Below are 13,049 nucleotides of genomic sequence, written 5' to 3' on the forward strand. Positions count from 1 at the left end.
CCCACTAAATTATTATCGTTTCAGATTAACCACTTCTTGAAGGATCTCATCTGATGTCGTAATAATTCGAGAATTGGCTTGGAATCCACGTTGTGCAACAATCATTTCAGTAAACTCATTGGTTAGATCTACGTTAGACATTTCCAATTGACCAGAGATGATGGCTCCTGTTCCTAAGGTAGCATCATTTGCTGTCATTATGGTTAAATCACCATCTGGTTCCGCATTCAAAGTGATGCGATATAAGTTACCACCAATTTTCTCAAGACCTTCGGGGTTAACCACTTTCGTTACACCAAGTTTAAGTAGTGATTGTGTATCTCCAGTTGATAACTTTTCAACAATGCTACCATCTTGTGCAATGGAGAAAGACGTCGTTTCCTCACCTATAGTGATAATTCCCCCATCCTCACCGACCACAAACAATCCATCTGATGTTACTAGATTACGTGCTGCATCAATATGGAAGTCTCCCGCACGTGTCAGAAACGGTGTTTCTTGCGCCGTAGGATCCATGGATACTAGAAAAAATCCATCGCCATCAAGACGTACATCCGTTGGATTGTTCGTTGTCATTGCACTTCCTGCTAAATGCAATGTATCTATTGATCCAATAGATACGCCTAGACCGATTTGTTTCGCATTGACTCCACCTTGAGTATCCGAGGGTGGTGTTACGCCTGAAACCGTTTGGCTCATGACATCTTTGAACATAACACGGCCAGATTTAAATCCAATCGTATTAACATTGGCGATATTGTTACCAATAACGTCCAATTTGGTTTGAAAGCCTTTCATCCCAGAAACCCCTGAATACATAGATCTTAACATTCTATTATTCCCCCTTATTAAGTACATGGACCATATCAATCGATCAACGGTCCACTGGCTTCCAGTTCGGGCCAGCCAGTTATGAAATGATTACGGCACTATCAATCTTGGTGAACACGTTATTCTTCATTGATCCGCCATCCATCGCCGTTACAACCGTACGATTTCTTACATTTACAATCAATGCCATATCATTCATTAATATCAGTGATTCTTTACTACCTTTTGCTGCCGCTTGATCGATTGCATCCGATATGCGTGACAACTGCTCACTAGGAATCTCAATTCCTCGTTGTTCTAAACGCTTTACAGCATGGTTGCTGAACTTAAGCATATTTTGCTGTAATATCTGATCAAAGGAAACACTAGCTGTTTCTACATTCGAGTGACGGTTATTGCCCCTACTGGGAGTTGAAGTGGGATATATTTTGGCAGGATATAACTGTCCAATAATCATACGATCACTCATATTACTGTCCCAGTTGCTCCACTTACGTTTGCATTTGTATTTGGAGCTGCTATTTCAAGTATTAGATTAACTGGAATAGCTTCTTTTCCTACTGTTGCATACTGTATCCCATCTTTAATAACGATTGAACCAACCGTACCTGTTTTTATCTCCGAGGTACTTCCAGGTGTTGCATCAATCCAACTAATATCTTTACCAATAAGTCCGGATACACTACCAAGTGATTGGTTTAATGTCGTTAATTGACCAGAGATGTTCATCAATTGCTCAACAGAAGTAAATTGCGCCATCTGTGCAATAAATTCTTTATCTTCCATAGGTTGCATCGGATCTTGATTCTTAAGTTGTTCCATCATGATCTTTAGAAACTGATCCTTGCCCATCGTTGTATTATCTTTTTTACTAGCTGTCGCTACATTACTAGCAGAATAATTAGGCCAAATATTAGTTGTTGATATATTATTTGAAGCCATATTGTTTCACCTCCTATTTTTAAGCTTTCGCTGTAAACGTACTACCCTTATCAAGTTCAATTCGTTCAGATAACCAATCGTTCCATTCCTCTGTAAGCTCCGCAACAACTAATGAATCATCAGATTGAGCATCACGTTCCTTAGCTCTCCGATTGGATTGTTGTTGACCTGCATTAGATTGGCGTCCATCTTGGTACATATGTGATTCAAGCGATTGGTTCTGCGTCACTACTAACTTCTCGACTTGCAATCCTTGAGATTGCAAAGCAATCCGAAGTTGTGACATTTGCTGTTCTAGCAATTCTTTTGCTCCTGAACGCTCTGTCATAAAAGTAGCTACCAATTGCCCATTCAACATTGTAATTTTGATGTCAACTTGTCCTAAATGCTCTGGATAAAGTGATATCTTCGCTTCAGTCATGCCATTTTGCTTCACAATATCTAGCTTATTCACTACAAAACTAGTCATTTCTTTTGCAAATTGTTCAACAGGCACCGAAGCTGCAGCTGCTTTCAAAGGATTCTTTATGCCTTCTCTCATAAGGAGTTCTCCAGCAGTAAATGTCCCTTGACTTGGGCTTAGTGAATCATCCTGACTAACAGAAGGATCCTCTTCTACTAAGGTCGTATTCATTTGGTTACTTTGAGTTAGTGACACTCCTTGTACTGTTTTGGCAGAAGCATTTACTAACACTGATGTAGTCGGTGTGGCAGCATTCAAGACTTGCTCTCGATTCTGAGCAGATATGCTCTGTTTATCGACAACGCCTGCTTCTTGCAATACATTTTGGAAAGATGCCAACAATTGAAGAGCCTGAGATGCATTATTCGCAGAACTCGCTTTATTCTGTAACAAAGCTACTAATTGACCCAGTCCATCTTGCAACGCAAATCTTATCGTTGCAGCGTTTTCTGCAAGTCCAGATAACGCTGTGGACCCTTCCTGGCCAACATTCTGTGATCCCACTTCATTAGAGTTTAACAATGCATTCACTTGTTGAAGCCACCCTTGAAGCATCACCATAAGTGCAGGGTCTTCTGTTATAGCTTCATCAAGTTTATCCATGTCTTCAGTAAGTCCCTGAAGGAGTAGTGCCAATGCATCTGCTACTGGGGTCTCTTTTAGAGAAGCATCCTGTAGTAACTTTTCCAATAACCTAGCTGCATCTGACTGAGAAGTACTCTCTTGTGTCGTCAATGTCTCTTCACCCAATAGTTTAGAGAACGATTGATCGACTACAGATCCAGACTTTCCGGTTTCATTTACAGAAGCATTATTAGTTGCTTTTCCAGTTGTCGTTCCAGCTTTGCTCGTACTAGAAGAATTCACTGCCACATTTCGAGAAAGTAATGTCATTTTATTTTTCACCTCCTTCCTAGCGTTGATGACAGTTCCTACTTTGTCATAAGCTTATTGAGAATCTTAGCTGTCGTGATGGAATCATCAGATGACATCTTATCGAGAATGGCTGAACGTGTCTTATCATCGATATCTTTCAAAATCTTTAACGCCTTGTCAGGGCTAATCTTGTATGTCTCGAACAAAAGATCCGCAGCATATTTGGGTGTCATATTTGCAAATGTCTGCTTTAACTCACTCTTATTCTTAATTTTTATTTCTAAAACTTCAGCTTCGGTATCTTTCTTCTTTCGAGCTTCTAGAGCGGCAGCTCGTAGTTCATCTGCAGACTTATTATCCTTCATCATCATGGTTACTTCTGCTGCAACTTTGGGATTCATTTTCTCGATAATGGATGTTTGCTTATCCATCTTCATCGATTTAAATACCAGAACCATCTCTTCCTTCTCCAGGTTCTGTATAATCGGTGCAGCTTTACTTGGACTCATATTTCCGTACATTTTAGCTAACCCATTGATTTCTTTTTGGTAGACATCAACAGTTTCTTCTGGATTTTCAGCCAGAGTACCTTCATTCTCTAAGGTTTTTATCTGCTCCTGTAAATCTTTCATTACAGTTTCTTGTTTTGTTTTGCCTTCTGTTACTTGTTTCAGTTCCATTTCTTGAGCACTCAGCTTACTTTTAAGTTCCTTAATAGTAGCTTCTGCACTTTTTATCTCATTTTTACTCTTTTCTAGTTTTGTTTGTTCCGGATCCAGATTGGGAGCAGGTACCCAATTCTGTACAATGGGAATTTTGTTAGCCAATTCAAGAAAAGAGTTACGCATATTCACATTAAATAAAACTAGTAATACGCCTATGAGAACAATTGTGAAAACTATAGGGATCATTAACACTAGGAATCGTTCAAAACCCCCTACAGATTCTTTTTCAACTTTAAATTCATTATAATTACGAGCCACTATTATTCCTCCCTAAGGGGCAATACATTTAGACACCCTCCGAATGTATATCTAGCGAACATTCATAGCAAATCTTACGGTTGCTATTTCATCAAGTTCGTTTTGTTCCCGGAGGAGCGTTTCATGTTGAAACTTGTCTTTTGCTTTCTCACGCGATTTCATCCATACTTTTTCATCTAGCATTTTATCAGTCAAATGACTCTGACTCTTACGAACTACAACGTTTGCTTTGCGAACATCCATATTTTTATTGATGATACACTGATCTAGATGTTCAACAAAACTCTGAATTTCTTGAATTTTAGCAACTGAAGCAGCATTCTCAACCTCAATTTGGAGTTGGTCCGTCATATCTTTACGAATACTCTGATATTCATGTAATGACTTCTCTTCTTCTTGAAGTTTAGCGATTGCATTCGATAACAACCATTCTGCTTGGGTCTTCTCATTCCCCTTCAGATTCACAATATTCTGAAACGCATAATGAAATCTCATGCTTTAGTAGTCAACTCCTTGAAAATTCAGAAATCAAACGTTCTTGTACTTCATCCAACGTGACTTTCTCGTCTACTTTTTGTCTACTAAAATCCCAGATCTTCTGGATAAAATCAATAGATTCATCAATGCTTTCATTAGACCCACGTTGATATGCACCGATGTTAATTAAATCCTCGGATTCTGTATATACTGCGAGTAATCGTTTTAAATTCTCAGCAGCTTCTGTGTGTTCATCCGATGAAATATCCTTCATAACACGGCTGATGCTTGCTAAAATATCAATCGCTGGAAAATGTCCCTTATTCGCAATATTTCGATTTAGAACGATATGACCATCAAGAATACCGCGAACAGCATCTGCGATAGGTTCATTCATGTCATCACCATCTACCAACACGGTATAAAAGGCTGTAATAGAACCTGTAGGGCCCGTCCCAGCTCTTTCCAACAGTTTAGGTAGATTAGCAAAAACAGATGGAGTATACCCTCTCATCGCTGGAGGTTCACCTATTGCTAGACCAACCTCGCGTTGTGCCATAGCATATCGAGTTACCGAATCCATCATTAACATGACATTCATACCACGATCACGGAAATATTCAGCGATGGTAGTTGCGATAAGAGCACCCTTAATACGAATTAAAGCAGGTTGATCAGATGTGGCTACGATGACCACAGACCGTTTTAATCCTTCAGGACCAAGATCCCGTTCGATGAAATCCAATACTTCTCGTCCACGTTCTCCAATTAAAGCTATAACGTTAACATCAGCAGAGGTATTTCGAGCTATCATTCCCATCAATGTACTCTTACCAACACCAGAACCAGCGAATATACCGACACGTTGTCCTTTACCAATAGAAAGTAATCCATCAATAGCTCTTACACCAATACTAATTGGTTCTAGCACTCTAGGACGGTTCAATGGATTTGAAGGAGGTCTAAATGTTGAACTATAGGCCATTCTTGTTGGAATTAACGATCCATCAAGAGGTTGACCTAATCCATCCAACACTTTGCCTAATAATTCCGAACCAACTTGTACAGTTAGAGGTTTTCCTGTTCCGACTACATCACATCCAGGTCCAATGGACTGAAGATCACCCAATGGCATCAATAGCACCTTATTATCTCTAAAACCTACAACTTCAGCTTGTAGCGGCTTAGTCGTTTTACTAGGATAGATATAACAGACATCCCCAATGTTTGCATCAGGACCTTCAGACTCAACCATCAATCCAATGACCTGTGTCACTTTTCCATTGACTCTAACAGGATCTAATTGATCTAGATGATCCATATACCGCTGACTATCAAGCACCTTCATCATGGTTTCTCCGATCCTCATTGTCTAGTGCGATACGAATCAGCTCTTTCTTAATCTCAGTTAGCTGCGTATCAATTCGTGCATCTACACTTCCAAATGATGAGCGAATCACACATCCACGATCTTTCACAGTCGCATCTGGCAATATCTTGAGTTCAGCCTGAGAATCAATGGCAAGACTAAGTTCTTCGCGTGCTGCTTGAACAAAGGCATACTGGGACACAGCTACACAAAGAATAATAGTCCCTTGTTCTCTTTTTCGAGTTAAATTGCTTCTGATCAAATCAATCACATAATCACTTTCTAATGTCAGTTGCTTATCAATGACTTTTTCAGCAATTGCAGTACTTAGTTCAACTAAGAATGGTTCTGCTTCTTGAATGATTTGTTCTTTCGCATGATAGGCCTCTTCCAAAACCTTTTGAGCTTCAGCCATCATTTGTTCTACTCTAATCTGAAGTTCCTCTTCTGCCTTTACACGACCTTCATTGTATCCTTGTTCATATCCTTCGGACTTGAGTGCATCAACTAAATGTTCGTCTTGCTCTCGACGCTCCTTCCACCAAAGATCGATGGTTTCAGTTGACTCTAACAATGTACGTTCAGCCGCTTCAGATGATTCACGAACTAGTCGTTCTGCAAATTCCTTAGCGTCTTGTAACATTTCGTCCTTTAATCGCTTTGTTTCTTCATCTACTTTGATAACTACCTCTTCTTGCTCAAGTATTTCTTCATCAGATGAAGGTTCTTCTACTAAGGAGTTGTACTGTTTAGCCAAATCCAATTCCTTGAGCACTTCCACAGACACGTACCGGGAATGCTTAATCAAATTAGACAATGATGTCATCCCCTCCACCGCGTGCAATAATAATTTCACCGGCTTCTTCCAATCTACGGATGGTTCCTACGATACGAGTTTGTGCTTCTTCAACATCACGTAATCGCACAGGACCCATGTATTCCATTTCTTCTTTGAAAGTTTCCACCATGCGTTTTGACATATTTCGGAAAATAACATCCCGAACTTCTTCACTAGCCACTTTAAGTGCAAGTTGAAGATCCGAGCTCTCAATATCTCTAATGATTCGTTGAATGGATCTATTATCGATATTAACGATATCCTCAAATACAAACATACGTTTCTTGATATCTTCTGCCAATTCTGGATCCTGTATCTCTAATGAATCGAGTATAGTACGTTCTGTACCACGGTCAACCCCATTCAATATTTGAACTATGGACTCTAGACCACCCGCATTTGTGTAATCCTGCGTAACTGTCGAAGAGAGTTTTTGTTCCAAGACCTTCTCAACTTGATACAAGACTTCAGGAGAGGTACTATCCATCGTCGCGATTCTTCTAGCCACATCTGCTTGCTTCTCTTGTGGTAAGGAAGAAAGAATAATCGATGACTGTTCAAATTGTAGATATGAAAGTATCAACGCTATAGTTTGAGGGCTTTCATTTTGAATAAAGTTAATAATCTGATTTGGATCAGCCTTCCGGGCAAAATCAAACGGACGAACCTGAAGAGTAGCAGTCAAACGATTAATAATCTCCAGCGCCCTTTGTGGTCCAAGAGCTTTCTCCAAAATTTCTTTAGCGTAGTTAATCCCGCCTTGAGAAATATATTCTTGAGCAAGACAAATCTGATGAAATTCACCCATAATATTGTCTTTATCTAAACTCTCCACTTTACGAACATTCGCAATTTCAAGTGTAAGTTGTTCAATCTCTTCATCACGTAAATGTTTAAATATTTGTGCAGAAACTTCTGGTCCCAAGGTGATGAGTAGGATCGCCGCTTTCTGACGACCACTCAACCCTGTACTAGTTGACTTTGCCAATACACTCACCTCTATTCGTCAGCCAGCCATGTACGCAGTAAGTTGACGAATTCGTCTGGTTTCTTTTTCGCCAGAGTTTCGAGCTGTTTACGCACTTGACTTTCATTGGTCATACTTTCCAAGCTAATCGAAGGAAACTCTGTTTGAACTTGAAAAGGAACATCCTCTTCAAACTCTTCTTTTCGTTTAAGACGACGATAAATTAGATATCCACCTATTGCTAATATAGCTAATGCAGCTAACCCAATACCCCAAAAACTACTTGTGGAGAACTTGAATCCTGAGGTCGCGGAATCTTTACCATTAATATTTTTGGAATAGACCGAAACTTTATTGGTCAATTCAGCGTCTGTATATGTAATACCAGAATCTGCAACAGATGCTCTAACGATATTCTTTAAAATATTCATAATCGCTTTATTTGTGTCATCATCTAGAGTAGTTTGTCCTGTAGGTGGTTCAACCGCTACATTAATGGTTAAATCTTTAACAGAATAAGGACTAGATATAATATCTCTTGTAATTCTATTTACTTCATAGTTCACTGTTTCAGATAACTCTTCAGAATTGGTGTCACCTGAATTAGTACTACTTGGATATCCAGGAATTTCTTCTTCACCAGTTCCTGGGACACCTGTATCTGGAGCACCTGTACCGGAATAATTTTTAGATATCTTTTGTACGCTGATTTCGATACCCTTCATGTCTTCTTCATTGACAGGAGTGACTACATTTTCATTACTTTGGATTTTATCGAAATTAAGCTTTGAAGCTACAAGAACTTCTACTTTATTCTCACCCATTAATTTAGTTAAGAATTGTTTTACATTTTGACGAACATCATTTTCAAATCTCTTTTGTAGTGCAAAGTTAGCCTCAATGGCTGTCGCCATGACACCTTCTCCACCCTTAGCTGTAGATACAAGTTCAACTTCATCATTCGAAATTGTAATATTCTCTATAGGCAAGTTTGGTATGGCTGTTTTCATAAGATTGTAGTAACCGTCAATTGCTTCTTGCGTAGGACGATAACCCACTTTAAACTTCAGTACCGCAGAAGCAGAAGCCTTATCCTGATCCTCAGTACCAGCAAAGACACTTTCTTCTGGTAAGTTGATAAGCACCTTAGCATCTTGAATACCATTCATTCTCTTCAAGAGCTGTTCAACTTCACCATTTATTGCATTGTTATACTTAACATTAAACTCGCTATCTGTCATACCAATCGCAGATGAGCTTTGTTCAAAGATTTTATATCCGATAGATCCGTTCTCGATAATACCCTGAGATCCAATATCTACCTTAGCACGAGAAGCCTCGGCACTTGGTACTGAAATACTTGTTCCATCCGAACTCAATTTATATGGAATGTTACTTCCATCCAGATAGGTCATAATCCCTGCTGCATCATTTGAGTCCAATTCTGTAAATGCGACTTCATATTCTGTCTTAGAGAACATCATAGTTACAATGACTATAGCAATAATGATTAATGCTATTGTAGATATAAATATGATTTTTTGTTTTTTACTAAATTGATGCCAATATTGGATACCCTTATCCTTGTATTGGGAAATTCTTTCGTTCACATTGTCACCCCACCCGAAGCTTAGCTAGTTACAATTATAGTTGTGTTCGCATAATCTCTTGATATGCTTCTATCACTTTGTTTCGAACTTGCGTTGTAAGTTGTAAGCTTAGTAAAGCTTGTTCGGAAGCAATCATAGCTTGATCTACATTCACTTGTCCAAGTAACAATTTCTCACTCATAGTATTAGCGTCTTTTTCTTGATCAGATACTTTTTGAATAGCCTCTTCTAAAAACGAACCAAAATCACTGAGTGACTCTGAAGGTGTACTAGCAACTTGTTTCTCACTGATACTTTGTAATTCAAGCGGTTTAATCGTCTGAGTGTTAAACATTGTGTTTTGTATCATTAATTCCCCTCCTTATCTCAATTTACAAAAGAGTTCAATTTATCTACCAATCTCTAAAGCCTTCATGACCATTGATTTAGACGCGTTAATTGCTGTTATGTTAGCTTCATAAGAACGTGATGCCGAAATCATATCAACCATTTCTTTCGCCATATCAACATTAGGCATAGATACATATCCTTCAACATTAGCATCTGGATGTGTTGGATTATACACAAGCTTGAAATCTGAGCTATCTTCTGTAATCGCCTTCACTCTAACTCCTGTACCTGTACCTTTTGAAGAATCTACACTCATCTGAGACTGAAGCATACTAGAAAAACTAGTTTGGTCTGGTGTTAATTCAACTAATTTGCGGCGATAAGGTACTACTTTACCATTCACTACACTTGCTCTTGTTGTTTCTGCGTTAGCAATATTAGATGATATAACATCCATTCTAAGTCGTTGTGCCGATAAAGCTGATGCATTAATACCAAAACTATTACTGATCGTCATTGTTATCTATCACCCTTTCGCAGCTGTTCGCATCATTTCGATCTTCTCGTTCACCAGTGAAATATAAGAATTATAGCGGAGTTGGTTATCTGCTAATAATGACATTTCCTGATCAATATCGACATTGTTAAGATTGTTGTTCATAACTGTCGAATTATCCTGAGAAACAACAGATTTAGGTACTGATGAGTTAAATCCAATAGTGAAATGACGCGCATCAGTCCTATTTCCTCTGAGAGCCGGAAAATCTCCGTTCATCTCTTGTTGAAGCAAGCTTTCAAACGATACTTCAGAACGTTTAAAATAAGGCGTGTCATTATTAGCAATATTATTTGAAATAACTTGCTGTCTTGTATTTGCGGCATCCAAAGCACCTTGTAATTTATAAAAGGCTGCTCCATTCAACAATTCCAAACCTGATCCCCTCTTTTCTGAATTTTCCAAATATATGCTTGAATTTTTACAACTGCAGAACATTAAATTCTACATCAAAAGCTAAAACCCTCTTTTTTTCGACAAAAATAAAAATAAAGTAGAAAAAGCTGGTACTTGAGTGAAAAAAAACCGCGTTTTTCGTATAACCTAAGTTTCTTAGAGATTAGGGTTTATTACAATAAGAAAAAAGCCCTATCTTTTTACAAAAAGAGAGGGCTTTATTCATAGTTACACATGTCATAATTTATTTTAGTTTCACAATAGGTCAGTGATGGGGTGAATCGGTCTCACACAGCAAATTTTTTAACTAAATTATGTCGAAATTTGTATTATTTTCGCTAAAAAACAGTGCGCACTGGTGAAAAACGAGGACTATTTGCCCACAAAAACCATAATTTATACATACTTCGACATTTACAATATATATTGACTCAGGTCTCGATCTTGAGCGATATCGCCAAGTTTCTCACGCACATACTCCGCAGTGATCGTTAGACTTTCAAGAGTTAATTCAGGAGCCTCAAAGGACAAATCTTCCAATAATTTCTCTAGAATCGTATGAAGTCTTCTTGCACCGATGTTTTCTGTATTCTGGTTCACTGAAGCTGCCATTTCTGCAATGACACGGATAGCTGCTGGATCAAACTCAAGTTCTATATCCTCTGTTCTTAGCAAATTAACATATTGTTTCGTTAGTGCATTCTCCGGCTCAGTCAGAATAGAAATAAAGTCTTCCAGTGACAAACTACTCAGTTCTACACGAATTGGAAAACGTCCCTGCAATTCAGGTATTAGATCTGAAGGTTTAGCGATATGGAAAGCTCCAGCTGCAATAAAGAGAACAAAGTCGGTCTTCACTGGACCATACTTTGTCATAATAGTCGATCCTTCCACGATCGGAAGAATATCACGTTGAACTCCTTCTCGTGACACATCAGGTCCAGAACCTTTTCCTTGACTAGCAACCTTATCGATCTCATCGATGAAAATAATACCAGACTGCTCCGCACGATACACTGATTCTGTTATAACTTCATCCATATCTATAAGCTTGGTTGCCTCTTCTTGAATGAGAACCTCTCGTGCCTCTTTAATTGGGAGCTTGCGTTTCTTCGTCTTGCGTGGCATCAAGTTTCCAAACATCTCTTGCATGTTCATGCCCATTTGTTCATTGCCTTGACCCGCAAATAGATCCATCATAGATGAACTACTATCTTCAACATCAATTTCGATTGTATCGTTCTCTAAATTTCCTGAGAGTAAATTAAATTTCACTTTTCTTCTACGCTCTGTCACACTACCATCGTTATCTTTCTCTTCCGGTGGAGTCTGCTGATTGTTATTCCCTCCAAAAAACATTTCGAAAGGGTTCTTCTGACTCTTATGATTTGAACTTGAAGGTACTATAATTTCTACGATGCGTTCGTTAGCCAATTCTACGGCTTGTTCATGGACTTTCTCCGTCCGTTCCAACTTAACCATGCGAATAGAAGTTTCGACTAAATCTCGCACCATAGACTCCACGTCACGGCCAACATAACCAACCTCAGTAAATTTAGTTGCTTCTACCTTCACAAAAGGAGCGTTTACTAGTTTTGCAAGTCTTCTTGCGATTTCGGTCTTCCCCACACCTGTAGGGCCGATCATGAGGATGTTCTTAGGAACAATCTCATCTCGTACATGTTCAGGAAGCTTATTACGTCTATATCGGTTACGAAGAGCTACTGCAACAGATTTCTTTGCTTGTTTTTGTCCAACAATATATTTATCTAATTCCGCTACAATCTGTCTGGGCGTCAAAGATTGATTGTCCATTATGGTTTCCTCCACCCTATTGGGTAATATCACTCACAAACTTACAATTCCTCCACCACAATATTCCCATTCGTATATACACATATCTCCGAAGCAATCTGTAGTGCTTCCCTAGCAATTTCTTTAGCTTCAAGTTGAGGCGCATGTCTCTTAAGAGCTCTACCTGCTGACAACGCAAAATTACCGCCTGATCCTATCGCAATAACGTCATCATCAGGCTCAATGATTTCTCCACCACCGGATATAAGTAGCATTCCATCTTTGTTCATAACGATCATAAGAGCTTCTAATTTGCGTAAAATACGATCTTGACGCCAATCTTTTGCTAATTCGACAGCTGCACGTTGTAAATTACCATGATGCTCCTCCAGTTTACCTTCGAATTTCTCAAACAAGGTAATGGCATCAGCCACAGAACCTGCAAAGCCAGCAATAACTTGACCACGATAAAGTCGACGAACCTTTTTAGCCGTTGTCTTCATAATGACGCTCTCACCAAAGGTAACTTGACCATCTCCTGCTATGGCCGCTTTACCATCATGCCGTACTGCACAGATCGTTGTCGCATGAAATGTTAGATCCATTTCTATGGCCTC

General features: G+C 38.9%; 15 protein-coding genes. All 15 read right to left on the reverse strand.

All coding sequences use genetic code 11. The annotated features are described in order from the left end of the window. Nucleotides 1-12 precede the first annotated feature (12 nt). Nucleotides 13-831 (reverse strand): flagellar basal body rod protein FlgG, encoded by an 819-nt coding sequence (gene flgG, locus AC1D69_RS11300; protein WP_495456260.1) that lies wholly within the window; start codon nt 829-831, stop codon nt 13-15. Nucleotides 832-910: 79 nt separating this feature from the next. Continuing rightward, complete coding sequence (locus AC1D69_RS11305) at nt 911-1,300, reverse strand: TIGR02530 family flagellar biosynthesis protein (RefSeq protein WP_495456261.1); 390 nt, start codon at nt 1,298-1,300, stop codon at nt 911-913. Continuing rightward, nucleotides 1,297-1,773: a flagellar hook capping FlgD N-terminal domain-containing protein gene (locus tag AC1D69_RS11310; RefSeq protein WP_495456262.1), complete on the reverse strand. Its 477-nt coding sequence runs from the start codon at nt 1,771-1,773 to the stop codon at nt 1,297-1,299. Before AC1D69_RS11310 ends, AC1D69_RS11305 begins: the two co-directional genes overlap by 4 nt. Before the next feature lie 19 nt (nt 1,774-1,792). Further along, entirely contained in the window at nt 1,793-3,130 is a 1,338-nt protein-coding gene (locus AC1D69_RS11315) for a flagellar hook-length control protein FliK (RefSeq protein WP_495456263.1), read from the reverse strand. 38 nt (nt 3,131-3,168) lie between these two features. After that, nucleotides 3,169-4,095, reverse strand: a complete 927-nt coding sequence (locus tag AC1D69_RS11320) for a kinesin (protein WP_495456264.1) — start codon at nt 4,093-4,095, stop codon at nt 3,169-3,171. A gap of 51 nt (nt 4,096-4,146) precedes the next feature. Continuing rightward, a complete protein-coding gene (fliJ, locus tag AC1D69_RS11325; protein WP_495456265.1) occupies nt 4,147-4,590 on the reverse strand; it encodes a flagellar export protein FliJ in 444 nt (147 codons plus the stop codon). 10 nt (nt 4,591-4,600) lie between these two features. Further along, a complete protein-coding gene (gene fliI, locus AC1D69_RS11330; protein WP_495456392.1) occupies nt 4,601-5,920 on the reverse strand; it encodes a flagellar protein export ATPase FliI in 1,320 nt (439 codons plus the stop codon). Further along, on the reverse strand, nt 5,907-6,758 hold the full coding sequence (locus AC1D69_RS11335) for a FliH/SctL family protein (protein ID WP_495456266.1): 852 nt from the start codon (nt 6,756-6,758) through the stop codon (nt 5,907-5,909). Before AC1D69_RS11335 ends, fliI begins: the two co-directional genes overlap by 14 nt. After that, nucleotides 6,751-7,767: a flagellar motor switch protein FliG gene (gene fliG, locus AC1D69_RS11340; RefSeq protein ID WP_495456267.1), complete on the reverse strand. Its 1,017-nt coding sequence runs from the start codon at nt 7,765-7,767 to the stop codon at nt 6,751-6,753. The genes AC1D69_RS11335 and fliG overlap by 8 nt, the downstream gene beginning before the upstream one ends. A gap of 11 nt (nt 7,768-7,778) precedes the next feature. After that, on the reverse strand, nt 7,779-9,356 hold the full coding sequence (gene fliF / locus AC1D69_RS11345; protein ID WP_495456268.1) for a flagellar basal-body MS-ring/collar protein FliF: 1,578 nt from the start codon (nt 9,354-9,356) through the stop codon (nt 7,779-7,781). 34 nt (nt 9,357-9,390) lie between these two features. Continuing rightward, the gene (gene fliE / locus AC1D69_RS11350) at nt 9,391-9,705 is read right to left on the reverse strand and encodes a flagellar hook-basal body complex protein FliE (protein ID WP_495456269.1); all 315 of its coding nucleotides are present in this window, start codon (nt 9,703-9,705) and stop codon (nt 9,391-9,393) included. A 39-nt stretch (nt 9,706-9,744) separates the two neighbouring features. Further along, nucleotides 9,745-10,203 (reverse strand): flagellar basal body rod protein FlgC, encoded by a 459-nt coding sequence (flgC, locus tag AC1D69_RS11355; protein WP_495456270.1) that lies wholly within the window; start codon nt 10,201-10,203, stop codon nt 9,745-9,747. A gap of 9 nt (nt 10,204-10,212) precedes the next feature. Beyond that, nucleotides 10,213-10,617: a flagellar basal body rod protein FlgB gene (gene flgB, locus AC1D69_RS11360; RefSeq protein ID WP_495456271.1), complete on the reverse strand. Its 405-nt coding sequence runs from the start codon at nt 10,615-10,617 to the stop codon at nt 10,213-10,215. Nucleotides 10,618-11,052: 435 nt separating this feature from the next. Further along, on the reverse strand, nt 11,053-12,453 hold the full coding sequence (gene hslU / locus AC1D69_RS11365) for an ATP-dependent protease ATPase subunit HslU (protein ID WP_495456272.1): 1,401 nt from the start codon (nt 12,451-12,453) through the stop codon (nt 11,053-11,055). 41 nt (nt 12,454-12,494) lie between these two features. Continuing rightward, a complete protein-coding gene (gene hslV, locus AC1D69_RS11370) occupies nt 12,495-13,037 on the reverse strand; it encodes an ATP-dependent protease subunit HslV (RefSeq protein WP_495456273.1) in 543 nt (180 codons plus the stop codon). Between the last annotated feature and the right edge of the window lie 12 nt (nt 13,038-13,049).

The organism is Paenibacillus sp. Y301, from assembly GCF_059445505.1.

What these genes read in the sequence shown, in the direction of transcription:
- flgG (WP_495456260.1), bottom strand. Translation starts at nt 831, where the DNA reads ATGTTAAGATCTATGTATTCAGGGGTTTCTGGGATGAAAGGCTTTCAA.
- AC1D69_RS11305 (WP_495456261.1), bottom strand. Translation starts at nt 1,300, where the DNA reads ATGAGTGATCGTATGATTATTGGACAGTTATATCCTGCCAAAATATAT.
- AC1D69_RS11310 (WP_495456262.1), bottom strand. Translation starts at nt 1,773, where the DNA reads ATGGCTTCAAATAATATATCAACAACTAATATTTGGCCTAATTATTCT.
- AC1D69_RS11315 (WP_495456263.1), bottom strand. Translation starts at nt 3,130, where the DNA reads ATGACATTACTTTCTCGAAATGTGGCAGTGAATTCTTCTAGTACGAGC.
- fliJ (WP_495456265.1), bottom strand. Translation starts at nt 4,590, where the DNA reads ATGAGATTTCATTATGCGTTTCAGAATATTGTGAATCTGAAGGGGAAT.
- fliI (WP_495456392.1), bottom strand. Translation starts at nt 5,920, where the DNA reads ATGAAGGTGCTTGATAGTCAGCGGTATATGGATCATCTAGATCAATTA.
- fliE (WP_495456269.1), bottom strand. Translation starts at nt 9,705, where the DNA reads ATGATACAAAACACAATGTTTAACACTCAGACGATTAAACCGCTTGAA.
- flgC (WP_495456270.1), bottom strand. Translation starts at nt 10,203, where the DNA reads ATGACGATCAGTAATAGTTTTGGTATTAATGCATCAGCTTTATCGGCA.
- hslU (WP_495456272.1), bottom strand. Translation starts at nt 12,453, where the DNA reads ATGGACAATCAATCTTTGACGCCCAGACAGATTGTAGCGGAATTAGAT.
- hslV (WP_495456273.1), bottom strand. Translation starts at nt 13,037, where the DNA reads ATGGATCTAACATTTCATGCGACAACGATCTGTGCAGTACGGCATGAT.